Here is a 22,951-nt window from a genome sequence, read left to right as displayed (position 1 = left end):
GCGCAGGATGCGGTCGTGGGTGTCCACCCGGAGAGCGCCGTGCTGCAGTCCGGTCTGCTCGACGTCGGGCACGGCCACGCCGTCCACTGGGAGGTCCGCGGGGCCCGGGACGGTCGGCCCGCGGTCGTCGTCCACGGCGGCCCGGGAGCGCCCTCGGCCGGCATGGCGCGGCTGCTCGACCCGGACGTGTGGCGGGTCGTCGTCATCCACCAGCGCAACTGCGGCCGCAGCACCCCGTCGGCGGCCGACCCCACCACCGACCTGTCCGGCAACACCACGGCCACGCTGGTCGCGGACATGGAGGCGGTGCGCGAGCTGCTCGGCATCGACCGGTGGACGGTGGTCGGGGCCTCCTGGGGCACCACGCTCGGGCTGGCCTACGCCGAGACCCACCCGGGGCGGGTGGCCGGGATGGTCCTGCTCGCGGTGACCACGACCACCCGGCGGGAGGTCGAGTGGGTCACCCGGGACGTGGGCCGCATCTGGCCGGAGGCCTGGGCCCGCTTCCGCGACGGCGTGCCGGAGGCCGACCGCGACGGCGACCTGGCCGCCGCCTACGCCCGGCTGGTGTCCTCCCCCGACCCTCGCGTCCGCGAGGACGCCGCCCGCGACTGGTGCGCCTGGGAGGACGTGCACGTCTCCCTGGACCCGCACTGGCGGCCCAACCGGAGGTTCGCCGACCCGCACGCCCGGCTGGAGCTCACCCGGCTGGTCACCCACTACTGGTCGAACGCGGCGTTCCTCCCCGACGGGCAGCTGCTGCGCGACGTCGGCCGGCTCGCCGGCACCCCGGCGACGTTGATCACCGGCCGGTACGACGTGAGCGGTCCACCCGACGTCGCCTGGGAGCTGCACCGCGCCTGGCCCGGCAGCGAGCTGGTCGTCGTCGAGGGCGGCGGCCACGGCACCGCCGCCGGTCCGGCGCTGGACGCCGCCCTGGCCCGCCTCGCCGTCGACTGAGCGCCGCCCGGACACGCGCGGCATCTCACATGCGAGATACCGTGTGCCCTCGTGACGGCCCCTTCCCCGCCCACGCCCACCACCGAGGCCCCCGCGCCGGACGCCGGCACCCCGGCGCACGAGTCCAGCGCCGGCAACCCCGCGCACGAGTCCAGCGCCATGCACCGCGTCGGGAAACTCGTCCGCGACGCCCGCCGGCACCGCGGACTGACCCAGCAGCAGCTCGCCGAGCGGCTGGGCACCAGCCAGAGCGCCGTCGCCCGCATCGAGCAGGGCGGCCAGAACCTCACCCTGGAGCTGCTCGGCCGGCTGTCCGAGGCCCTGGAGCGCGAGCTGTTCCGCGTCGGCCCGGCCGGGCCCACCCACCTGCGGGTGACCGGTGGCGTGCCGCTGCGCGGCAGCGTCACCGTCAAGTCCTCCAAGAACGCCGCGGTGGCCCTGCTGTGCGCCGCGCTGCTCAACCGCGGGCGCACGACGCTGCGCAACGTGGCCCGCATCGTCGAGGTCGACCGCATCCTCGACGTGCTGCGCTCGATCGGCGTGTCCGCGACCTGGGACGGCGCCGGCCGCGACCTCACCCTCGTCGTCCCCGACTCACTCGACCTGGCCGGCATCGACGCCGACGCCGCCCGCCGCACCCGCAGCATCATCATGTTCCTCGGCCCGCTGCTGCACCGGGCGCCGGTCTTCGACCTGCCCTACGCCGGCGGCTGCGACCTGGGCACCCGCACCGTCGAGCCGCACATGATCGCGCTGCGGCCCTTCGGCCTGGAGGTGGAGGCCCGCGGCGGCCGCTACTCCGCGCGGGTCACCGCGCCGGCCACCGCCGACCGCACCATCGTGCTCACCGAGCGGGGCGACACCGTCACCGAGAACGCGCTGCTGGCCGCGGCCCGCACCGACGGGACGACGACCATCCGCAACGCCAGCTCCAACTACATGGTCCAGGACCTGTGCCTGTACCTGCAGCTGCTCGGCGTCGGCGTCGAGGGGCTGGGCACCACCACCCTCGTCGTCCGCGGCCGGCCGGTCATCGAGGCCGACGTCGACTACACGATCAGCGAGGACCCGGTCGAGGCGATGAGCCTGCTGACCGCCGGCATCGTCACCGACTCGGAGCTGACCGTGTGCCGGGCGCCGATCGAGTTCCTCGAGATCGAGCTGGCCACCCTCGCCGAGATGGGGCTGCGCTACACGCTGTCCCCGGAGTACCGGGCCGACAACGGGCACACCCGGCTGGTCGACGTCACGATCTCCCCGTCGGAGCTCAAGGCGCCGATCGACAAGGTCCACCCGATGCCGTTCCCGGGCCTGAACATCGACAACCTGCCCTTCTTCGCCGTCATCGCGGCCGCGGCCACCGGCTCGACGCTGATCCACGACTGGGTGTACGACAACCGGGCAATCCACCTGTCCGACCTCACCCGGCTCGGCGCCGACGTCCGGCTGCTGGACCCGCACCGGGTGCTGGTGAGCGGCCCGACGCACTGGTCGAGCGCCGAGGTCGTCTGCCCGCCGGCGCTGCGCCCGGCGGTGTGCATCCTGCTGGCGATGCTCGCGGCCAAGGGGACGTCGGTGCTGCGCAACGTCGACATCATCGCCCGCGGCTACGAGCAGCTCTACGAGCGGCTGGTGGAGATGGGCGCCCGCATCGAGGTCTTCCACGACTGAACGGCCCCCTGCAGGGTCCCGCCGCGAGCGTGCGAGTGGCGGGGGGCAGGGGGTCCTCTCTCAGCGCTCCTGGTCGGTGGGGCGCACCAGGATCTCGTTGACCGCGACGTGCGGCGGCTGGGTGACCACGTAGACGACGGCCCGGGCGACGTCCTCGGCCTGCAGCGGCCGCATGCTCGCGTGCATCCGCTCCGAGGCCGCCTTGGCCTCCGGCTGGGTGATGTGCGAGGTCAGCTCGGTGGTGACCGCGCCGGGCTCGACCAGCGAGACCCGCACGCCGGTCGTCGTCACCTCCTGGCGCAGTGACTCGCTGAAGGCGTTCACCGCCCACTTGCTGGCGTTGTAGACCCCGGCGCCCTTCCGGGCGGTCCGGCCGGCGACGCTGGAGACGTTGACGACGTCGCCGGACCCCTGCTCGACCATGCCGTCGATCGCGGCGGCGGTCATGTACATCAGGCCGAGCACGTTGGTGGACACCATCCGCCGCCAGTCCTCGGTGTCGGCGCCCACGATGGTGCCGAGCAGCATCACCCCGGCGTTGTTGACCAGGACGTCCAGGCCGCCGAGCTCGTCCCGGGTGCGGGCGACGGCGTCCCGGCAGGCCGCCTCGTCGGTGACGTCGAGGTCCAGTGCCAGCACCCGCGCGCCGTCGCCGGTCAGCTCAGCCGCCAGCCCGTCCAGCCGGTCGCGGCGGCGGGCCCCGATGGCGACGGCCGCGCCGGCCCCGGCCAGGGCGATCGCGGTCGCCTCCCCGATCCCCGACGAGGCGCCGGTGACCAGCGCGACCTTCCCGGACAGCGGACGGGCACCCTCGGTCATGCGTCTCCTCCTCGCGCGGCCACCCGGTGCGGCCGTCACCCCAGCCTGGCCGATGCCCGGGCCCGCGGCAGTGCGGGGACTCAGTCCGGGGGCAGCAGGACGCCGAAGCCACGGACGGCCAGTCGCACCAGCACCGGCCCGGGGCGCAGCAGGTCGTCGACCCGGGCCGCGGAGAGCTCCTCCAGGTCGGCCAGCCGGCTCGCGTACGCCTCCGGTCCGCGGCGGCGAGCGAGGTCCAGGCGTGCGGCGTTGGCCCACACCCTGCGCCGGGACTCGCGGAGGAACACCCGGCTGGCGGCGCGGTTGACCGGCGCCAGCGTCCGGTCCAGCCGGGTCCGCCGCCCCCCGGCCCGGTGCAGCTCGCCGTCCTCGGCGGCGACCCGGGAGGCCAGCACCCGGTCGATGCGCTCGTGGTCGCGGCGGCGCAGGTCCCAGGCGGCCGGGTCGTCGAACTCCGCCGGGGGGATCACCCGCACCAGGGACTGCGGCAGGTCGTAGTTGATGTGCGCGTTCATGCCGAGCAGCACGTGCGCCTCCGGCGGGAGCTCCGCCCGCGCGCCGAGGGCCAGCTGCCACGGCCGCGGGGCGGACGCCGGGTCGCGCCGGTGGGCGGCGAGCGCGTCGAGGTAGAGGTCGGCGAAGTCGACGTCCCACTCCTCGACCCACGCCGGGTCCTCGAAGGCGCCCGCGTCGATCGCCGCACCGACGGCCACGGTGGTGCGGAGGTACACGCCGTGGAAGAAGCGGGCGGGGTCGCCGTCGGCCTCCAGCGCGGCCAGCCCCTCCTCCATGCGGGCCACCAGCGCGGCGACACTCCTGCCCACGACCGCCTAGACCAGTGCGTCGAGGCCGTCGTCCGGCGGCAGCGTCAGCCCGACGTCCACCGGCGGGCGGTGCGGCTGGTCCAGGCCGCGCATCCGCGCCGCGTGCAGGGCCAGCAGCAGGTTCAGCCGCAGCGTCGGGTCGGTGGTGAAGGGCCCGAGCAGCCGTTCCAGCTTGCCGATGCGGTAGCGCATCGTGTTGTAGTGGAAGTGCAGCCGGCGGGCGGACTCCGCGACGTTGAGGTTGGTCTCCAGCAGCACCCGCAGGGTCTCCCGCAGGTCGGCGGAGTCGGCGTCGGAGGCGTCGGCGAGGGTGCCGAGCACCTCGTCGACGTAGGTGCGCAGCTCGGTGCTGTCCGGGATGAGCGACAGCAGCCGGAACACCCCGAGCTGGTCGAAGTGGGTGACCGCCTGGGTCCCGTGGATCTCCTGGCCGACGCCGAGGGCCCGGGAGGCCTGCTGGTGGGCCTCGCCGAGCGCGGCCAGCGAGCCGGCCGGGCGGCCGATGCCAGTGCCCAGCACCCGCCCGACGCGGCGCACCCGCGCGTTGACCCGCCCGGTCACCGCGCCCACCAGCGAGGTGACCTCCTCCGGCGTCCGCCCGTCCAGGGGCAGCAGGGTGACGATCTCGGTGGACAGCCCGGCCACCGCGGCGCCGGAGACCTCGGTCTCCAGGGCCGCCCGCCAGCCGTCGGCCAGCCGGTCGAGGACGTCGAGGGCGCGGGTGGGGTCGGCCTGCGGGTCGGCGGCGGTCTCCGTGGCGGTCACCAGGACGGCGACCGGGCCGTCCAGCCGCCAGCCGAAGGACCGGGTCTGGGCCAGCGCCCGCTCGGTGTGCCGCAGCGCCCCGGCCACCAGCCGGCGGACCAGGTCGCCCTGGAAGCGCAGCTCCACCGAGTGCACGGCCTGCTGGCGGATGACCGACAGCGCCGAGACCACCGCGGCCCGCTCCAGCACCGCACCGGCGCCGACCAGCATCGGCCCGCTGCGGTGGACGGCGACCAGCCAGCCGTGCCGCTGGTCGCCGGCCATCACCGGGGCGACCGCGTACTCCCCCACCCCGCCGGGCAGCTCGTGGTGGCCGGGGACGAGCAGGATGCCGTCGGCCGGGGAGAGGTCGGCGTCGGCGAGCACGTCGGCGGGGGTGACCACGGTCTGGTCGGCGCGCAGGCCCGACAGCCGGCGGGAGGGCGCCATCATGGCCATCTCGTCCTCGGCCTCGGCGTCCAGCAGCCACAGCCAGTCGCTGATCTCCGCGACGTCGGCCGACGGCCCGGCGCTGGTGACGATCTCCCGGTCCGGACCCAGGCCGAGGACGGCGACGCCGTCGAGGGAGACGGCCAGTTGCTCGGTGACCTCCGACAGCCCGCCGCCGCTGAGCGCGACGTCGATGAACTGGTCGTGCATGCGGTTGGAGAGGGCCAGCGCCTCGCTCTGCCGGTCGACGACGGCACCGAGCACCTCGGAGACGACCTCGCCCATCCGCAGGTCGGCCGGCAGGGACAGCACCGGCAGCCCGCGGCGGTCGGCCTCGGCGAGCACCTCGGCGGGGACCTGCGGGGGCCCCTCGGTGCGGCGGTGGGCCAGCGCCGCGGTGCCCATGGAGTCCAGCCGCTCCACGAGGGCGCGGTAGTTGGCCGGGTCGGCCGGGGGCAGCCGGGCGCCGAGCACGACCAGGACGTCGGGGCCCGCGACCGCCAGCGGGTCTGCGGGGTCGTCGACCACCACGTGGCGGACGACCCGGTCCAGGCCACCGCTGCCGGCCAGCACCTCCGTGCCCGCCAGCGCGGGCAGGCGCAGCGCCTCGGCCAGGGTCAGGCCCATGCGCTCCTGCCAGGTGGGCCGTGCGCCGCGGCTCTCGGTCACCGGTGCCTCCGCTGCGGACAGGTGACGCCGGGACGAGGTGCCCTCACCCAGCGTGGGGACGACGAGGGAGGCTTCACCCTGGGTCACGCCACCCACCCTCTCAGTTGTTGTTGCCCACGACCAGATGGCGGACCCCTGTCAGCAGTGCCCGCACCAGGCACCCCATTCTTGGCGACATCCGCCATACGTGGGCGTGCGACGCGCCGCATAGGTTCGAGACCCGGTCGCACTCCGCCCGGTGGATGGTAGGCCGGTTCCCTCCCGAGGGTGCCGTCCGACCTCCCCAGCGGGTGGACCGCGGCCGGGCGGGGGGTTCTCGAGCCGACGGGCGCCTCCCGTGCTCCCCAGGGTGAAGAGGTCGCCATGCGCACCATCGACGAGACCGCCGGGTCGGGCGGGGGCCGCCCCGGGGCCCGGACGTCCCCGGGCGCCCACGCCACGCGGTCCGGACTGCCCACCATCCCCCTGCCGCGCGAGTCGGCCCAGGCCACCGCGCGCACCGCTCCCCTCGCCCGTGCCGCGTCCGCCGTGCCCGCCGCGGCGAGCACCGGGGTCGCCGACCTCCTGCGCGGCCCGGTCCGCCCGGCGCGCGTGCTGCTCAGCGTGCCCGCCGCGGTCTACCTGCACGTGCCCACCGACCGCGGTGGCGACGTGGTCGGCGTGCTGACCAACGACGCCGCCCGCCTGCCCCTGGCCTGCGTGCTCTTCCGGCCCAGCAACGGCCGCCCGCTGGTCGCCCTGCCGCCGGACGCCGCGGCCGAGGTCGGGGGTGGGCGGATCGTCGTCGGCGACCTCGCCGTCAGCGCCGCCGCCTGGTGGGACCCGCGCCCCCGACTGCCGAGCCCACGACCGGCCCTGCTGCCCGAGGGGGTGCGCCTGCTGCGCAACGCCCTCTACGGCGAGGGGGTCCCGCACAGCGCGTTCACCCTGCCCGGCCTCCCGGCCGGCCCCGGGGGCCCGCTGGCCGCGCTGCGCGGCGCCGTCCGGAGGGCCGACCTGGACGCCGCCCTGCGCACCGCCACCCGGCTCATCGGCCTGGGCCCGGGGCTCACCCCGGCCGGGGACGACGTCATGGCCGGGACGATGGCCGGCCTGGTGCTGCTGGGCCACCCGTCGGCCGGGCGCTTCGCCACCGCGGTCTGCGCGCTGGCCGCCGGCCGGACCACCGAGCTGTCGCGGGCACTGCTGCGGCACGCGGCGGCCGGGCGGGTCAGCGCGGAGTACGCCGCGGTGCTGCACGGGCTGGTCGGCGAGCGGCCGCTGGCCCCGGCCATCGCCGGGCTGCTGGCCACCGGCGCCACCAGTGGCCGGGCCATGGCGCTGGGCCTGTGCACCGCGATCGACCTGGTGGACCGCACCACCCGCCGCTGAGCCCGCCGCCCGGGTGACTCCCACGCGGAGGTCATCCCGGTCCGGCGGGCAGGCTCAGCGCCGTTCGGCCTCGGTGCAGGGGCCCGCGCCGAGCCTGCGAGGCGTGGGGGGCACCGAGGTCCTTCCGGTCACCTGGCCGCGGTGTCGGCCGGTAGGCCGACAGTGTCACCGGATCAGAGCCGGCAGGCGTGGATGCTGGTGACGAGGATGGCGCGGGCGCCGAGCTCCCACAGCTCGTCCATCACCCGGTTGGTGTCGGTCTGGGCGACCATCGCGCGCACCGCCGACCAGCCCGGCGTCTGCAGCGGGCTCACCGTGGGGCCCTCCAGGCCCGGCGTGAGCGCGGTCGCCTTCTCCAGCAGCTCGTTGGGGCAGTCGTAGTCGAGCATCACGTACTGCCGGGCGACCAGGACACCACGCAGCCGGCGGCGCAGCTGGGCGACGGCCGGGATCTCCTCCGCGCCGGCCCGCCGCACCAGGATCGCCTCGCTGGTGAGCACCGACTCGCCGATGATCTGCAGCCCGGCCGCGCGCAGCGTCGTCCCGGTCTCCACCACGTCGCAGACGGCGTCGGCGACGCCGAGCCGGCAGGCGGTCTCCACCGCGCCGTCGAGCTTGACCACCGAGGCGCGGATGGCGCGCTCGTCGAGGTGGCGCTGCAGCAGCACCGGGTAGGCGGTGGCGATCCGCTTGCCGGCCAGCTGCTCGACGCCGTCGATGCCGGACCCCACCGGGGCGGCGAAGCGGAAGGAGCTGCGGCCGAAGCCCAGCGGCATCACCTCCACCGCGGCCGCCCCCTCGTCGTCGGCCGGAGCGGTCTCCAGCAGCATGTCCCGCCCGGTGATGCCGACGTCCAGGGTGCCGGCGGCGACGTAGACGGCGATGTCGCGGGGTCGCAGGTAGAAGAACTCGGTGTCGTTGTCCGGGTCGTAGACGGCGAGGTCCTTGGTGCTGCGCCGCTGCCGGTAGCCGCTCTCGGTGAGCATCTCGGCGGCCGGCTCGCTCAGGACCCCCTTGTTGGGCACGGCGATGCGCAGCACGGGATGGGCTCCTTCGGTAGGTGGATGGAACGGCCCTCGCGCAGGGTCCCGCGGCGCGCGGAGCGTGCCGTGGGGGCGCGAGGGTCCTTCACAGGTGGGTGTAGACGTCGTCGAGCGTCAGGCCGCGGGCCAGCATGAGCACCTGCACCCGGTAGAGCAGCTGGCTGATCTCCTCGGCGGTGCGCTCGGGGCCCTCGTGCTCGGCGGCCATCCAGGACTCGGCGGCCTCCTCGACCACCTTCTTGCCCGCGGCGTGCACGCCGTCGCGGACGGCGGTGACCGTCCCGGACGCCGGGTCACCGGCGGCGACCTTGGCCGACAGCTCGGCGAACAGCTCGTCGAAGGTCTTCACGCGCGGCTCCCCTCGGCCGGCCGGACGGTGAACCCGGTGGGCCGGCCGGGGCCGCGCAGCCCGCGCAGGGTCAGCGCGGTGGCCAGGGCGGCGGTGGTCGCCTCCCAGCCCTTGTCCTCCGCCGAGCCGGGCAACCCGGCCCGCTCGCGCGCCTGCTCCTCGGTGTCGCAGGTGAGGACGCCGTTGCCGACGGGGGTGGCCGCGTCGAGGGCCACCCGGGTGAGCCCGGCGGTGACCGCGTCGCAGACGTACTCGAAGTGCGGCGTCCCCCCGCGGATGACCACGCCGAGCGCGACGACGGCGTCGTGCCGCTCGGTGAGCGCCTGGGCGACCACCGGCAGCTCGACCGCCCCGGGCACCCGGACGACGGTGGGCGCGGGCACGCCGCTGGCGAGGGCCGCGGCGACCGCGCGGTCCAGCAGCGCACCGGTGAGCTCCGCGTGCCAGGTGGTGGCCACGATGCCCAGCGTCAGGCCGGCGGCGTCCACCGCCGCGGCCTCGGGGGCTCCCCGCCCGCTCATACCGGCTGCTCGTCCTGGCGCAGCGGCACGTCGGTGCCGGGCACGGTGCCGATCGCGTCCTCGAGGCTGGCCGACGGCTCGATGATGTCCAGCAGGTGGCCCATCCGGTCGCGCTTGGTGCGCAGGTAGGCCAGGTTCTCCGCGGTGACGTGGCTGGGCAGCGGCACCCGGCCGGTCACCTTGAGCCCGTAGCCCTCCAGGCCGGCGCGCTTGGCCGGGTTGTTGGTGAGCAGCCGCATCGTGTGCACGCCGAGGTCGACGAGGATCTGCGCGCCGGTGCCGTAGTCGCGGGCGTCGGCGGGCAGGCCCAGGTCGAGGTTGGCGTCGACGGTGTCCACGCCGGCGTCCTGCAGCTGGTAGGCCTGCAGCTTGTGCAGCAGGCCGATGCCGCGGCCCTCGTGGCCCCGGATGTAGAGCACGATGCCGCGGCCCTCCTGGGCGACCGCGGCCAGCGCCGCCTGCAGCTGCGGGCCGCAGTCGCAGCGCAGCGAGCCGAAGACGTCGCCGGTGAGGCACTCGGAGTGCACGCGCACCAGCACGTCCTCGCCGTCGCCGATGTCGCCGTAGACGAACGCGACGTGCTCCCGCTCGTCGTAGGAGCTGCGGTACCCGACCGCGGTGAAGGTGCCCGGGGCCAGCGGCACGGTCGCCTCCGCCTCCCGCTCGACCAGCTTGTCAAAGCGCTTGCGGTAGGCGATCAGGTCGGCGATGGAGATCAGGCACAGGTCGTGCTCGTCGGCGAAGACGCGCAGCTCCTCGCCGCGGGCCATGCCGGTCGGGTCCTTCTCGCTGACCAGCTCGCACAGCGTGCCGGAGGGGCGCAGCCCGGCGAGGACGGCGAGGTCGACGGCGGCCTCGGTGTGGCCGGGCCGGCGCAGCACGCCGCCGTCCTTGGCCCGCAGCGGCACGATGTGCCCGGGCCGGGCCAGGTCGGTGGCGTCGGTGTCGGACGAGGCGAGCAGCCGGATGGTGTGCGCCCGGTCGGCGGCGGAGATGCCGGTGGTCACGCCCTCCCGGGCGTCGACGGTGACGGTGTAGGCGGTGCCGCGGCGGTCCTGGTTGACCCGGAACATCGGCGGGAGGTCCAGCCGGTCGGCGTCGGCCTCGGTGACGGCCACGCAGATGTAGCCGGAGGTGTAGCGGACCGTGAACGCGACCAGCTCCGGCGTCGCCAGCTCCGAGGCGAAGATCAGGTCGCCCTCGTTCTCGCGGTCCTCGTCGTCGATCACGACCACGGGCCGGCCGCTCTTGATCGCGGCGATGGCGTCCTCGACGGTGTCCAAGCGGACGGGGGCGCTCACCGGCGGGCCTCCAGCAGGCGCTCCACGTACTTGGCGATGACGTCGACCTCCAGGTTGACCGGGCTGCCGGGAGGGACGGCACCCAGCGTGGTCTCGCGCAGGGTGGTGGGGATGAGGCTGACCTCGAACCACGGCTCGGCGTCGGCTGTGCCGGCGCCCTCGCCACCCGTCCCGATGTCACTGACAGCGCTCACGGTGAGCGAGACGCCGTCCAGGGTGATGGAGCCCTTCTCGACGACGTAGCGCGCCAGCTCCGGCGGCAGCGCGATCCGCACGACCTCCCACTGGTCGCCGGGGGTGCGGGTGAGCACGGTGCCCACGCCGTCGACGTGGCCCTGCACCAGGTGCCCGCCGAGGCGGGTCTGCGGGGTCACCGCGCGCTCCAGGTTGACCGGGTCACCGGGGCCCAGCGCGCCGATGCTGCTGCGGCGCAGGGTCTCGGCCATCACGTCGGTCGTCCACTCCTCGCCGTCGGCACTGGTCACGGTCAGGCAGACGCCGTTGACGGCGATCGAGTCGCCCAGTGCCACGCCCTCCAGCGCCGTGCGGGCCCGGATGCGCAGCCGGGCTGAGTCCTGCTGCTCCTCGCGGGCGAGCAGGACGCCGACCTCCTCGACGATGCCGGTGAACACGATCAACTCCCTCCGGTCGCGTCGCGGTCCTCCGCGGTGCGCCCGTCCCCAGTGTGCCGGGTGGGCCGCAGGCGGATCTCCACGTCCCCGCCCAGGTGGGTGAGGCCGCTGACCGTCAGGCTCAGCGCCGCGCCGATCCCGGAGATTCCCAGGTCGCCGACCAGGGGCGCGCCGGCGCCGAGCAGCTTGGGGGCCAGGTGCACGACGGCCTCGTCGACCAGCCCGTCGCGCAGGAAGGCCGCGGCCAGCGTGGGGCCGCCCTCCAGCAGCACACGGCGGACGTCGCGGGCGAACAGCTCGTCCAGCAGCGCCCGCGGCGTCGCCGCGGTGCTGACCAGGGTGGGGGCGGCGCCGTCGTGCACCCGCGCCGTGGCCGGCACCCGGCCGCGGCGGTCGAGGACCACCCGCAGCGGCTGGCGGTCGGCGTCCCGGCCGTCGGCGTCGCGGACGGTGAGCTGCGGGTCGTCGGCCAGCGCGGTCCCCGACCCGACGACGACGGCGTCGCAGGTGGCCCTCAGCCGGTGGACGGCGGCCCGCGCCTCCGGGCCGGTGACCCAGCGGCTGCTGCCGTCGGCGGCGGCGACCCGCCCGTCGAGGGTGCCGGCCACCTTCCACACCACCTGCGGGCGGTGCTCGCGGACACCGGTGAGCCAGGGGCCCAGCGCGCCCTCGGCGGCCTGCGCCTCCTCGACACCGAGCACGACGTCGACGCCGGCCGCGCGCAGCCGCTGTGCCCCTCCCCCGGCCAGCCGGGTCGGTTCGGGGACGGCGACCACCACGCGGGCGACCCCGGCGGCCAGCAGCGCGTCCGCGCACGGGCCGGTGCGGCCGGTGTGCGCGCACGGCTCGAGGGTGACCACCGCCGTCCCGCCGCGGGCCCGCTCGCCGGCCTGTGCGAGTGCCCGGACCTCCGCATGCGGGCCGCCGGGCGGGGCGGTCGCGCCCTCTCCCACCGGCGTCCCGTCAGGGGCCAGGACCACCGCGCCCACCGCCGGGTTCGGGCTGGTGGTGCCCAGAATGCTCCAGCCCAGCTCGCGGGCGCGGGCCATGGCGGCGAGCTCGGCCGCGGAGACGCTCACCCGGGCCGCGCCGCGGTCGCCCGGGCGCGCAGGGCGGCGATCGCCCGGGCGGGGTCGTCGGCGCCGTAGACGGCCGAGCCCGCGACGAAGACGTCGGCGCCGGCCTCGGCGGCCTGCTCGATGGTGTCGGCGTTGATCCCGCCGTCCACCTCGACCAGCAGGGTGAGGTGACCGGTGTCGGCCAGCTCCCGCGCGCGGCGCACCTTGGGCAGCGTCTCGGCGATGAACTCCTGGCCGCCGAAGCCGGGCTCGACGGTCATGACCAGCAGGGTGTCGAACTCGGTGAGGACGTCGAGGTAGGGCTCGAGGTCGGTGCCCGGCTTGAGTGCCAGGCCGGCCAGCGACCCGGCGGCGCGCAGGTCGCGGGCCAGCGCGCGCGGGTCGCCGCTGCAGGCCTCGGCGTGCACGGTGACGTTGTGCGCGCCGGCCTCGGCGTAGCCCGGCGCCCAGCGCTCGGGGGCCTCGACCATCAGGTGGCAGTCCAGCGGCACGGGGCTCTGCGCCCGCACCGCCTGCATCACCGGCAGGCCGAAGGTCAGGTTCGGCACGAAGTGCGCGTCCATGACGTCGAAGTGCAGCCAGTCGGCCTCGGCCACCCGCTGCGCCTCCTCGCCCAGCCGGGCGAAGTCCGCCGACAGGAGGCTGGGGGCGATCAGCGGGCGGCGGGGCACGTCCGCGGATTCTAGGTCCGTGCCGAGCGGCGTCACCCGACCGTGGTCGGTGCCCGTGACCGGCGGTCCTGAGCTCCTACGCTGCCGGCGTGGACGAGACGGTCGCGGACGGCGTCGACCTGACCGGCGGCATCGCCGCCCGACTGGCGTCCCGGTGCCTGGACCGCAGGGGCCGGCTGCGGGACTTCGACCTGTGGGACGACGCCGCGCGGGGTGCCCTGCTCGTCGACCTGGTCCGGGCTGAGCGGCTCGTGCACGGCGACGACAGCGTGACGGTGGACGGCACACCGACCGGCTTCGGCCCGGCCGACCGGCTGCTGGCAGCGATGGTGGCCGAGCCGGGGCGCTCGCTGGACGACTGGATGGCCGTGGGTCCGGTCGGCATGCCGGACGTGGCCGGAGCCCTCGTCGACTCGGGCCGGTGGACCGTGCGCCGACGGCTGCTCACCCGCCGCTTCGCGGACGTCTCCGCCGCGTCAGCGGCCGACCGGGCACGGGACCCGCACCGGCCGGACGGGACGTGGACGCCGGAGACCGCCACCGTCGTCGTCCTCGGGCTGGCGTGCGGCGCGTACGGCCGGCCGGAACCGATCGTCGAGGCGGAGCTCGCGCCCACCGGGCCGCTGCGGTGGGTCTGCGAGGCGGTCACCACGCACCTCGAGCGGGCACACCGGGCCAACCTGCGCTCCGCCGGTGCCGCCGACGGCGGGTCCGTCCCCTACCACTGACCGGCGCGCCGGTCCCCGCTCATGGCCGGTGTGCGCGGTGGACGGGCTCAGCGGCTGCGGCGGAGCAGCGCCATGAACATCGCGTCGGTGCCGTGCCGGTGCGGCCACAGCTGCCCGTGGTCCCCGCGCGCGATGCCCGGCACCTCGGGGAACAGCGGCGCGACCGGCAGCACCTCGACGTCGTCCCGGCCGGCCGCGGCGCCGACCACGGCGACGGTCTCGTCGGTGTGCGGCGAGCAGGTCACGTAGGCGACCACGCCGCCGGGGCGCACTGAGGCCAGCGCGCCGTCCAGCAGCGCCGCCTGCAGTGCCGCGAGCGGGGCGACGTCCTCCGGGGTCCGCCGCCACCGCACCTCGGGACGGCGGCGCAGCGCCCCCAGGCCGGTGCACGGCGCGTCCAGCAGCACGCGGTCGAAGGAGCCCGCCGGCCACGGCGGCGTCCGGCCGTCGGCGACGACCACCTCGACGTCGGCCTCCTCGCGCAGCGCCTGCCGGACCAGGTCGGCCCGGTGCGCCGCCCGGTCGGCAGCGGTGATCCGCACCCCCGCCGGCCGGACGGCGGCCAGCAGCCCGGTCTTGCCGCCGGGGCCGGCGCAGACGTCCAGCCATGCGCCGTCCGGGCCCTCAAGCGGGGCGCGGGCCAGCAGCAGCGCCGCCAGCTGGCTGCCCTCGTCCTGCACCGCGGCCCGGCCGTCGCGCACCGACGGCACGCGCGCCGGGTCCCCGCCGCCGAGCCGGACGGCGTACGGCGACCACGGCCCCGGCTGCCCGCCGGACTCGGCCACCAGCTGCTCGCGCGGCACCCGGCGGGCGACCAGGTGCACCTCGGGGGCGCCGCCGTCGGCGAGCAGCGCGGGCTCCAGCTCGGCGGCGTCCGGGCCCAGCGCGTCCCGCCACGCCTCGATCACCCACTGCGGGTGGTCGGTGGCCAGGGCCAGCCGCTGGTCGCCGTCCCCGCCGAGCCGTTCGACCCAGGCCGCCCGGTCCCCGCCGGCGGCGACCTTGCGCAGCACCGCGTTCACCAGCCCGGAGGGACCGGTGCCGACGATCGCCCGGGTGAGCGCCACGGTGGTGTCCACGGCGGCGTGCGCGGGCACGCGGAGGTCCAGCAGCTGGTAGGCGCCCAGCCGCAGCAGGTCCAGCACCCGCGGGTCCAGCTCGGCCAGCGGCCGGGACACCAGGGTGCCGAGCACCGCGTCGAGGGTGCCGGTGGCGCGCAGCGCACCGTAGGCCAGCTGGGTGGCGAAGGCGGCGTCGCGCCCACCGAGGTCGGCGGCCCGCTCGCGCAGCAGCTGAGGCAGCAGCAGGTTGGCGTAGGCGGCCCGGCTCGTGACGCCGTCCAGGACGTCATAGGCGGTCAGCCGGGCGCCGTCCAGGGTGGACCGGTGCCGGCGGGACGGCGGCCGGCGGCCGCCGCGGCGCGGGGCGCTCACCGGACCTCGCCGAGCCGCTCGCCCGGCGCGGGGCGCGCCCCGCGGGCCCAGTCGGGGGCGGGCAGCACGCGCTTGCCGGCCGGTTGCACCTCGCCGAGCCGGACGGCGCCGCGGCCGGTGCCCACGAGGACGCCGGTGGGCCCGACGGACAGCTCGCCCGGCGCCAGGCCGAGGGAGGAGGGCAGCGGCTCGACCGGGCCCAGCCGCAGCCGCTCGCCGCGCCACGTCGTCCACGCACCCGGTGCCGGGGTGGTCCCGCGGACCCGGCGGTCGACCACGTGGGCGGGCAGCGACCAGTCCACGCGGGCGTCGGCCGGCTCCAGCCGCGGCGCCAGGCTCACGCCCTCGGCCGGCTGCGGCCGGGGCTCCAGGGTGCCGTCGGCGATGCCGTCCAGGGTGCTCACCAGCAGCCGGGCGCCGCTCACCGCGAGCCGGGCCAGCAGGTCCCCGGCGGTGTCCCGGGGCCCGATCGGCTCGGTGACCAGGCCGTACACCGGGCCGGTGTCCAGGCCCTCCTCGAGCTGGAAGGTGCAGGCGCCGGTGACCTCGTCGCCGGCCATGACCGCGTGCTGCACCGGCGCGGCGCCGCGCCAGGCCGGCAGCAGCGAGAAGTGCAGGTTGACCCAGCCGAACCGCGGCACCGCCAGCGCCGCGGCCGGGACGAGGGCGCCGTAGGCCACCACGGGCGCGCAGTCGACGGCGAGGTCGGCCAGTCGGGCGAGGAACTCCGGGTCCCGTGGCGAGCGGGGCGTGAGCACCGGCACGCCGGCGGCGTCGGCGCGCTCGGCGACCGGTGACCGGCTGACCCGCCGGCCGCGGCCGGAGCGCGCGTCGGGCCGGGTCAGCACGGCCACCACCTCGTGGCCGGAGGCCAGCAGCAGTTCCAGGGAGGGGACGGCGACCTGCGGCGTCCCCGCGAAGAGCAGCCTCAGTGGGGACTCACCTCGACGCGCGGCACCCAGGCACCGGCGCCGACCCACTCCGCCTCGCCGATCGCGGCCAGCGCGGCGGCGCGCGCCTCGGCGTCCAGCCGGTCGACGAACAGCACGCCGTCGAGGTGGTCGACCTCGTGCTGCACCGCGCGGGCCAGCAGGTGCGAGCCCTCGACGCGCAGCGGCTCCCCGTGCAGGTCGACGCCGGTGGCGGCGACGTACAGGTGCCGGCGGCAGTCGAAGGTGTACCCGGGGATGGACAGGCAGCCCTCCGGGCCCTCCTCGGTCTCCTCCCCCACCAGCGCCACCTCCGGGTTGACCAGGTGGCCGACCTCCCCGTCGACGAACCAGGTGAACACCCGCAGGCCGACGCCGATCTGCGGGGCGGCTAGGCCGGCACCCCCCGCGGCGAACATGGTGTCGGTGAGGTCGGCGACCAGCCGGCGCAGCTCGAGGTCGAAGTCGACGACCGGGGCGGCCGGGGTGCGCAGCACCGGGTCGCCCATCAGCCGGATCGGGGTCACGCTCACCGGACGATCCTAGGAGCACCCTCCGCGACCCCTGTTCGTGCGGCGCCGGGCGGGGTGACCTGGCTACCGTGAGGCATGGCCTCAGCCACGTCGCACCGGGTCCGAGCGGTCGCCAGCGCCGTCCTCGACGGCCTCGTGGTCGGGAGCGCGGAGGCGGCCATGGAGCTGCCTGCCCGCTCGTGGGCCCGCGCCCGCGTCTACGCCGGGATCCTCACGGCCGTGGCAGGGGTAACCGTCTGGCGCGAGCTGCCCACGCTGCGTCGGGCGCTGCGGGGGCTGCCCCCGCTCCCCGACGAGCCCCACGACCAGACCGCCCGGCTCGCCCAGGCGGTGGTGACCACCGGCTGGGGCCTGCTGGCCACGGCGGCCGACGGTCCGGTCAGCCGGGCGCTGCGCCGCCGTGGCCACGCCCACCCCCACCTGCTGCTCGGGGTCGGGGTGGGCGTGGCCACGGCCCTGTCGACCGCACCGGTGTGGTGGCGCCGGGCGCAGGCCCGGATCGCCCAGGACCGGTCCACCGCCGGGCTGGACGACGAGCTGGCCGAGCTGCTGGAGCAGATGCGGGACTGAACGGCACCGGCCGGGCCCGCGGTTGCGGACCCGGCCCGTGCCGGCCTCCCTGCAGGGTCCCGGGCCGAGCCTGCGAGGCCCGGGACCCTGCAGGGAGGTCCTCTTTCAGGCGGAGAGGCGGACGGCGGACTTGGCCGCGGTCAGGTGCGCCCCCTGCTCGGCCAGCTGGGCGGCGCCCTCGGCCTCGTCGACACCGGCCTGCCCGGGGAAGGTCGCGTCGTGGGTGACCACGGTGCCCTCGAAGTCCACCAGGTCCCCCTCCTGCACCTGGTAGGGCGACTCGCCGGCCTCGCCGGTCAGCTCGACCCACACCCGCTCGGTCTCCGACGTGCCGAGCCAGAACCCCTCGTCGGCCGGCACCGACAGCACCCGGGCGCCCGTCGCGGTCACCGGCCGGCCGGCCAGACCGCCCAGGGCCGTGGCCGCGTCCGCGCCGGCGGCCAGCGGCAACACCGGCTGCCCGTCGTCGGTGAGGACCGGACCGCCGGCGGCGTCCGACGGGGCCGCCGAGCCCGGGGACGACGGGGTGCTCGACGAGCCGGCCGAGGACCCGGCGGAGGACCCCGCGGAGGAGGACGGGGCCGCCGACGACGAGCTCGCCGCCGCGCTGCCCTGGGACGTCCGTGCGGCAGGGTCCGGGCCGGCCTGCGGGTCGGTGCCGCTGCACTGGCTCAGCAGCAGGGCCAGGACGACCAGTGCGGCCACCAGCAGCGCGCCGACCAGCAGGCCCCGGCGTCGTCCGCCGCCGCCGGTGTCGCCACCCACGGGCGTGGCCCCGCGCTGCTGGCCGGGGCCGGTCGACGGCGTGCGCGACTCACTCACTCAGGTGCTCCTCGGGATCAGCTCGTCCGCGCGGCGCCTCGGGCGGTGCCCCGGCGTCCCCTCGCGGGCCCCCGACCGGGGGCCGGGCACGTCTACCCGCGGCTGCTTACGCCGTAAACGCGGTGTGCGACGTCGCCCTCGTCACAGCGACCCCAGGCTGCGTCACACCAGGTCGAGGGGGTCCAGCTGCACGCGGACGTGCTCGCGCGTTTTCTTCGCGCTGCGCACGCCCTGCACCTGCGCCAGCGCGTGCGCCAGCGCCGCGCCCTCCCCGCGCGGCACCCGCACCAGGTACCGCTCCCGGTCCCCGTCCTGACCGGGCCGCGGCGGTTCGGGCACCGGGCCCAGCACGTCGGCGGCGGCCGGCAGCCGCGCGGCCTGCAGGAACTCCGCCAGCGCCGGTGGCGTCCCGGACAGCGCTGCCATCCGCGTGGCCGGGGGGAATCCGAGCTCGCGGCGGTCGGCCAGCTCGCGGGCGGCCAGCCACCCCGGGTCCCAGCGCACCAGGGCCTGGACGACGGCGTGCGCGGCGTCGGCGGCGACCACCACCTGGCCGCCGGCCGAGGCGGGGCGGACCAGCGCCGCGGCGTTCACCCAGCGGCGCAGCGTCTCCTCCCCCGCCCGCAGGTCGGCGCGCCCCAGCAGCGCCCAGGAGTCCAGCAGCAGCGCCGCGCCGTACCCGCCCTCGGCGACCGGCTCGGCGCCGGGGGTGGCGACGACCAGCGCCGGGCCGGGGGGCACCTCCGCCAGCACCCCCGTGCCGCGGCCGGACACCCGTACCGCGGCTCCGGGGAAGGCCCGCCCGAGCTCCTCCGCGGTGCGTGCCGACCCGACGACGGAGGCGCGCAGCTTCGTGCCGTGGCAGGAGGGGCAGTCGAAGGTGGCCGCGGGCCGGGCGCACCACCGGCAGGCCGGCACCCGCGACCCGCCGGGGCCCGGCGCCGCCGCGATGCCCAGGGGCCCGGCGCAGGCCGCGCAGCGGGCCGGTGCCCGGCAGCGGTCGCAGGCCAGCCCGGGCGCGTAGCCCGCCCGCGGCACCTGCACGAGCACCGGCGCGCCGGCGGCCAGGGCCTCCCGGGCGACGCGGTGGGTCAGGCTGGGCAGCCGGGCGGTGCGGGCGGCCGGGTCGCGGGCCAGCTCGGCGTCCGCGCCGAGGGCCTGCACCCGGGGGGCCGCGGCCCGCAGGGTGGCCCGGTCGGCGACCAGCTCGCGGGCCCAGCCGCTGTCGACCAGCAGCTGCGCCTCGGCGGTGCGCGCGGTGGCCGCCACGACGGCCGCGCAGGAGGCGAGGTGGGCGCGGTGCACCAGCACGTCGCGGGCGTGCGCGTAGGGGGCGCGCGGCTCGGCGTGCAGGTCGTCGCCGTCGTCCCAGATGGCCACCAGGCCGAGGTCCGCGACCGGCGCGTAGACCGCGGCGCGGGTGCCGAGCACCACCTTCGCGGTGCCGCGGGCGGCGTCCAGGAAGCGCCGGTAGCGGGCGTCGGGGGCGGCGTCGGCGCGCAGCACGACGACCGAGCCCGCCGGCAGCCGGGCCTGTGCGGCGGCGGCCAGCCGGTCGAGGTCGCGCCCGTCGGGGGTCACGACCAGGGCGCCGCGGCCACCGGACAGCGCCGCCCGGCACAGCTCCGCCAGCCGGGCCGGCCAGTCCTCCCCGGGCAGCGCGGTCCACACCGCGCGGGCCGGGCGGCCCTCGGCGACGGCGGTCAGCAGCGCCGGGCCGGTCGGGTACCGGGCGAAGCCGGCCGGGTCCGGTGGCTCCGGCGGCGGGGGCGGCTCGGCCGGCGGGCGCTTCTCCGCGGCGGCCCGGCGGGGTGGCACGGCCAGCCGCAGCACGTCGGTGACGGTGCCGCCCCAGCGCTCGGCCACCGCGCGGGCCAGCGCGAGGACCTCGGGGGTGAGCACCGGCTCACCGGAGACCACCTTGGCCAGCGGCGCCAGCCGCCCGCCGTGCTCGGTGTCCTCGCCCAGCTCGACGACGAAGCCGTCGACCAGCTGCCCGGCGAAGCGCACCCGCACCCGGCAGCCGGCGCGGACGTCGTCGACCATGGTGTCCGGCACCGCGTAGTCGAAGGTCCGGTCCAGGTGCGCCAGGGGCACGTCGACGACGACCCGGGCCACACGTGGGTGGCCCGGGTCGCCGGGAGGCGGTGCTGACGTCAGGGGGTCTCCGTTCGGGGCGGGCGGTCCCCGCAGTCTCCTCGCCGGGTACGACGCTGCGGCTGCGCTAGACCCCGGCGGCCGAGCGCAGCGCGTCCACCCGGTCCAGGCGCTCCCAGGGCAGCTCGACGTCGGTGCGGCCGAAGTGGCCGTAGGCGGCGGTCGGGGCGTAGATGGGGCGCAGCAGGTCCAGGTCGCGCACGATCGCGCCGGGGCGCAGGTCGAACACCGAGCCGATCGCCTTCTCCAGCTCCTCGTCGCCGACCGAGCCGGTGCCGAAGGTCTCCACGAACAGCCCGACCGGGTGCGCCGCGCCGATCGCGTAGGCCACCTGCACCTCGCAGCGACGGGCCAGCCCGGCGGCGACGACGTTCTTGGCCACCCAGCGCATGGCGTAGGCGCCGGAGCGGTCGACCTTGGAGGGGTCCTTGCCGGAGAAGGCCCCGCCGCCGTGGCGGGCCATGCCGCCGTAGGTGTCGACGATGATCTTGCGGCCGGTCAGCCCGGCGTCCCCCATGGGGCCGCCGATGACGAACTTGCCGGTCGGGTTGACCAGCAGCCGGTAGCCGTCCGTGGGCAGGCCGAGGGCGGCGAGCTCGGGCTCGACGACCAGCTCCTGGACGTCGGGGGTGAGCAGGGTCTCGATGGAGATGTCCTCGGCGTGCTGGGAGGAGACGACCACCGTGTCGACCGCGACCGGCCGGTCGTCCTCGTAGACGACGGTGACCTGCGTCTTGCCGTCGGGGCGCAGGTAGGGCACCGAGCCGTCCTTGCGGACCGCGGACAGCCGGCGGGACAGCCGGTGGGCCAGCGCGATGGGCAGCGGCATGAGCTCGGGGGTCTCGTCGGTCGCGTAGCCGAACATCAGGCCCTGGTCGCCGGCGCCCTGGCGCTCGATGTCGTCCTCCGCAGTGCCCGCGGTGCGCGCCTCGTAGGCGGTGTCGACGCCCTGGGCGATGTCCGGGGACTGCGCGCCGATGGAGACGCTGACCCCGCAGGAGGCGCCGTCGAAGCCCTTGCGGGAGGAGTCGTAACCGATGCCGAGGACGGTCCGGCGCACGATGTCGGCGATGTCGACGTAGCCGGCGGTGGTCACCTCACCGGCGATGTGCACCTGGCCGGTGGTGATCATCGTCTCCACCGCCACCCGGCTGCGCGGGTCCTGCGCCAGCATCGCGTCGAGGATCGAGTCGCTGATCTGGTCGGCGATCTTGTCCGGGTGCCCCTCGGTCACCGACTCGGACGTGAAGAGGCGGCGTGACACGGGGTACTCCCTGGGGTCGGGGACGGCGGGGTGGACACCCGGGCGTGGGCGTCCCGTCGGGTGCACGTTACCGGCGGCCCCCGACGCGCGGGCGGACGGCGGCCGACACCTCAGGGGCGCCCGGCTCAGCCCAGGCGGGGGCGGACGACGTCCCAGATGCCGGCGGCGACGGCGTCCTTGCTGCCCTCGGGCAGCTCGGTGGCGCTGCCGTCGGCGGCCAGGACGACGGCGGCGTTGTCGGCCCGGCCGAACACCCGGCCCTGCGAGACGTCGTTGACCACGAGCAGGTCGCAGCCCTTGCGGGCGAGCTTGGCCCGGGCGTGGGTGAGCACGTCGGCGTCGTCGTCCCCGGTCTCGGCGGCGAAGCCGACCACCAGCTGGCCGGGCGGCCGCTTCGTGACGAGTTCGGCGAGCACGTCGGGGTTGCGCACCAGCGGGACGGCGGCCGGCTCGGTGGCGCTGTCCTTCTTCAGCTTGGTGGCGGCGACGGCGGCCGGGCGGAAGTCGGCGACCGCGGCGGCCATCACGACGACGTCGGCTGCGTCCTCGCCCCGCCCGCCCGACGCCTCGGCGAGCACCGCCGTCCGCAGCTCCTCGGCGCTGCCCACCGGGACCATGCGGACGCCGAACGGCGCCGGCTGCTCCACGTTGGCCGCCACCAGGACCACCTCAGCGCCCCGGGCGGCGGCGACCCGGGCCAGCGCCCAGCCCTGCCGGCCGGAGGAGCGGTTGCCGAGGTAGCGGACCGGGTCCAGCGGCTCGCGGGTGCCGCCGGCGCTGACGACGACGCGCCGGCCGGCGAGGTCGGCGGTCAGCGCGGCCGGGCAGGCGGCGAGCACGACGGAGGCCAGCGCGGCGATGTCGCCGGGCTCGGGCAGCCGGCCGGGCCCGGAGTCCGGGCCGGTGAGCCGGCCGACCGCGGGCGGCAGGACGAGCGCGCCGCGGCGGCGCAGCGTGGCGACGTTGTCCTGGGTGGCCGGGTGCCGCCACATCTCGGTGTGCATGGCCGGGGCGAACAGCACCGGGCAGTGCGCGGTGAGCAGCGTGGCGGTGAGCAGGTCGTCGGCGCGGCCGGCGGCGGCGCGGGCGAGCAGGTCCGCGGTGGCCGGGGCGACGACGACGAGGTCGGCGGTCTGCCCGATGCGGACGTGGGCGACCTCGTCGACGTCGCTCCAGACGTCGGTGGTGACCGGGTGGCCCGACAGCGCCTCGAAGGTCGCCGCACCCACGAAGTGCAGGGCGGCCTGCGTCGGGACGACGCGGACCTCGTGCCCGGACTCGGTGAACGCGCGCACCAGCAGCGCGGCCTTGTACGCGGCCACGCCCCCAGCGACGCCCAGCACGATCCGGCTCACTCAGTCATCGTCCTGTGCCAGGGGCCTGGAGGCGGCCCTCGTGCAGGGCCCCGCCG

22 protein-coding genes are annotated in these 22,951 nt (G+C 76.8%); 5 read left to right on the top strand and 17 right to left on the bottom strand.

The features are described from left to right. Positions 1-15 precede the first annotated feature (15 nt). Positions 16-960, top strand: coding sequence for a prolyl aminopeptidase (gene pip, locus RTG05_RS09600; protein WP_315912499.1), 945 nt, complete (start codon positions 16-18; stop codon positions 958-960). Between the two features lie 51 nt (positions 961-1,011). Beyond that, positions 1,012-2,631: a helix-turn-helix domain-containing protein gene (locus RTG05_RS09595; RefSeq protein WP_315912498.1), complete on the top strand. Its 1,620-nt coding sequence runs from the start codon at positions 1,012-1,014 to the stop codon at positions 2,629-2,631. A gap of 60 nt (positions 2,632-2,691) precedes the next feature. Here the strand turns inward: RTG05_RS09595 and RTG05_RS09590 are convergent, their stop codons facing one another. From RTG05_RS09590 to RTG05_RS09580, 3 genes are all read right to left on the bottom strand, one after another. Continuing rightward, positions 2,692-3,450, bottom strand: coding sequence for an SDR family NAD(P)-dependent oxidoreductase (locus RTG05_RS09590; RefSeq protein ID WP_166528442.1), 759 nt, complete (start codon positions 3,448-3,450; stop codon positions 2,692-2,694). Between the two features lie 80 nt (positions 3,451-3,530). After that, positions 3,531-4,274, bottom strand: coding sequence for a DUF5995 family protein (locus tag RTG05_RS09585; RefSeq protein WP_166528441.1), 744 nt, complete (start codon positions 4,272-4,274; stop codon positions 3,531-3,533). Between the two features lie 6 nt (positions 4,275-4,280). Beyond that, entirely contained in the window at positions 4,281-6,224 is a 1,944-nt protein-coding gene (locus tag RTG05_RS09580; protein ID WP_315912497.1) for a helix-turn-helix domain-containing protein, read from the bottom strand. 276 nt (positions 6,225-6,500) lie between these two features. On the opposite strand from RTG05_RS09580, the gene RTG05_RS09575 reads away from it, so the two are divergent. Further along, positions 6,501-7,508: an oxamate carbamoyltransferase subunit AllH family protein gene (locus RTG05_RS09575; protein WP_315912496.1), complete on the top strand. Its 1,008-nt coding sequence runs from the start codon at positions 6,501-6,503 to the stop codon at positions 7,506-7,508. A gap of 173 nt (positions 7,509-7,681) precedes the next feature. Here RTG05_RS09575 and hisG read toward each other — a convergent pair whose 3' ends face one another. From hisG to rpe, 7 genes are all read right to left on the bottom strand, one after another. Continuing rightward, a complete protein-coding gene (hisG, locus tag RTG05_RS09570; protein WP_166528440.1) occupies positions 7,682-8,548 on the bottom strand; it encodes an ATP phosphoribosyltransferase in 867 nt (288 codons plus the stop codon). Between the two features lie 88 nt (positions 8,549-8,636). Further along, a complete protein-coding gene (locus RTG05_RS09565) occupies positions 8,637-8,900 on the bottom strand; it encodes a phosphoribosyl-ATP diphosphatase (protein ID WP_166528439.1) in 264 nt (87 codons plus the stop codon). Beyond that, positions 8,897-9,421, bottom strand: a complete 525-nt coding sequence (gene ribH, locus RTG05_RS09560; RefSeq protein WP_166528438.1) for a 6,7-dimethyl-8-ribityllumazine synthase — start codon at positions 9,419-9,421, stop codon at positions 8,897-8,899. The genes RTG05_RS09565 and ribH overlap by 4 nt, the downstream gene beginning before the upstream one ends. Next, positions 9,418-10,722, bottom strand: a complete 1,305-nt coding sequence (locus RTG05_RS09555) for a bifunctional 3,4-dihydroxy-2-butanone-4-phosphate synthase/GTP cyclohydrolase II (protein ID WP_166528437.1) — start codon at positions 10,720-10,722, stop codon at positions 9,418-9,420. The genes ribH and RTG05_RS09555 overlap by 4 nt, the downstream gene beginning before the upstream one ends. Further along, the gene (locus tag RTG05_RS09550; RefSeq protein WP_166528436.1) at positions 10,719-11,354 is read right to left on the bottom strand and encodes a riboflavin synthase; all 636 of its coding nucleotides are present in this window, start codon (positions 11,352-11,354) and stop codon (positions 10,719-10,721) included. The genes RTG05_RS09555 and RTG05_RS09550 overlap by 4 nt, the downstream gene beginning before the upstream one ends. A 2-nt stretch (positions 11,355-11,356) precedes the next feature. Then, positions 11,357-12,433, bottom strand: coding sequence for a bifunctional diaminohydroxyphosphoribosylaminopyrimidine deaminase/5-amino-6-(5-phosphoribosylamino)uracil reductase RibD (gene ribD / locus RTG05_RS09545; RefSeq protein ID WP_315912495.1), 1,077 nt, complete (start codon positions 12,431-12,433; stop codon positions 11,357-11,359). Beyond that, entirely contained in the window at positions 12,430-13,104 is a 675-nt protein-coding gene (gene rpe / locus RTG05_RS09540; protein WP_208104881.1) for a ribulose-phosphate 3-epimerase, read from the bottom strand. The genes ribD and rpe overlap by 4 nt, the downstream gene beginning before the upstream one ends. Positions 13,105-13,193: 89 nt before the next feature. On the opposite strand from rpe, the gene RTG05_RS09535 reads away from it, so the two are divergent. Beyond that, positions 13,194-13,832 (top strand): GPP34 family phosphoprotein, encoded by a 639-nt coding sequence (locus tag RTG05_RS09535; RefSeq protein ID WP_166528435.1) that lies wholly within the window; start codon positions 13,194-13,196, stop codon positions 13,830-13,832. A 47-nt stretch (positions 13,833-13,879) separates the two neighbouring features. Here the strand turns inward: RTG05_RS09535 and RTG05_RS09530 are convergent, their stop codons facing one another. From RTG05_RS09530 to def, 3 genes are read right to left on the bottom strand one after another with little or no spacing between them, the layout of a single operon-like run. Then, a complete protein-coding gene (locus tag RTG05_RS09530; RefSeq protein ID WP_208104880.1) occupies positions 13,880-15,265 on the bottom strand; it encodes an RsmB/NOP family class I SAM-dependent RNA methyltransferase in 1,386 nt (461 codons plus the stop codon). Next, positions 15,262-16,245, bottom strand: a complete 984-nt coding sequence (fmt, locus tag RTG05_RS09525) for a methionyl-tRNA formyltransferase (protein WP_315912494.1) — start codon at positions 16,243-16,245, stop codon at positions 15,262-15,264. Before fmt ends, RTG05_RS09530 begins: the two co-directional genes overlap by 4 nt. After that, on the bottom strand, positions 16,194-16,727 hold the full coding sequence (gene def / locus RTG05_RS09520) for a peptide deformylase (RefSeq protein ID WP_166528434.1): 534 nt from the start codon (positions 16,725-16,727) through the stop codon (positions 16,194-16,196). Before def ends, fmt begins: the two co-directional genes overlap by 52 nt. 75 nt (positions 16,728-16,802) lie before the next feature. Here def and RTG05_RS09515 point away from each other — a divergent pair, with 75 nt between their 5' ends. Beyond that, positions 16,803-17,297: a hypothetical protein gene (locus RTG05_RS09515; protein ID WP_166528433.1), complete on the top strand. Its 495-nt coding sequence runs from the start codon at positions 16,803-16,805 to the stop codon at positions 17,295-17,297. Between the two features lie 105 nt (positions 17,298-17,402). Here the strand turns inward: RTG05_RS09515 and RTG05_RS09510 are convergent, their stop codons facing one another. The 4 genes from RTG05_RS09510 to coaBC all read right to left on the bottom strand — a co-directional run bounded on the left by RTG05_RS09510 (position 17,403) and on the right by coaBC (position 22,895). After that, complete coding sequence (locus RTG05_RS09510; protein WP_166528432.1) at positions 17,403-18,119, bottom strand: hypothetical protein; 717 nt, start codon at positions 18,117-18,119, stop codon at positions 17,403-17,405. A 162-nt stretch (positions 18,120-18,281) separates the two neighbouring features. Beyond that, positions 18,282-20,237 (bottom strand): primosomal protein N', encoded by a 1,956-nt coding sequence (locus RTG05_RS09505; protein WP_166528431.1) that lies wholly within the window; start codon positions 20,235-20,237, stop codon positions 18,282-18,284. Between the two features lie 106 nt (positions 20,238-20,343). Continuing rightward, a complete protein-coding gene (gene metK, locus RTG05_RS09500; RefSeq protein ID WP_166528430.1) occupies positions 20,344-21,540 on the bottom strand; it encodes a methionine adenosyltransferase in 1,197 nt (398 codons plus the stop codon). A 125-nt stretch (positions 21,541-21,665) separates the two neighbouring features. Next, on the bottom strand, positions 21,666-22,895 hold the full coding sequence (gene coaBC / locus RTG05_RS09495; protein ID WP_166528429.1) for a bifunctional phosphopantothenoylcysteine decarboxylase/phosphopantothenate--cysteine ligase CoaBC: 1,230 nt from the start codon (positions 22,893-22,895) through the stop codon (positions 21,666-21,668). Positions 22,896-22,951: the final 56 nt, after the last annotated feature.

Origin of the sequence: Geodermatophilus sp. DSM 44513 (assembly GCF_032460525.1) — a bacterium.
Lineage (GTDB): Bacteria > Actinomycetota > Actinomycetes > Mycobacteriales > Geodermatophilaceae > Geodermatophilus.
Note: the sequence above shows the minus strand (reverse complement) of the source record. Positions and strands in the feature narration are given on the sequence as shown.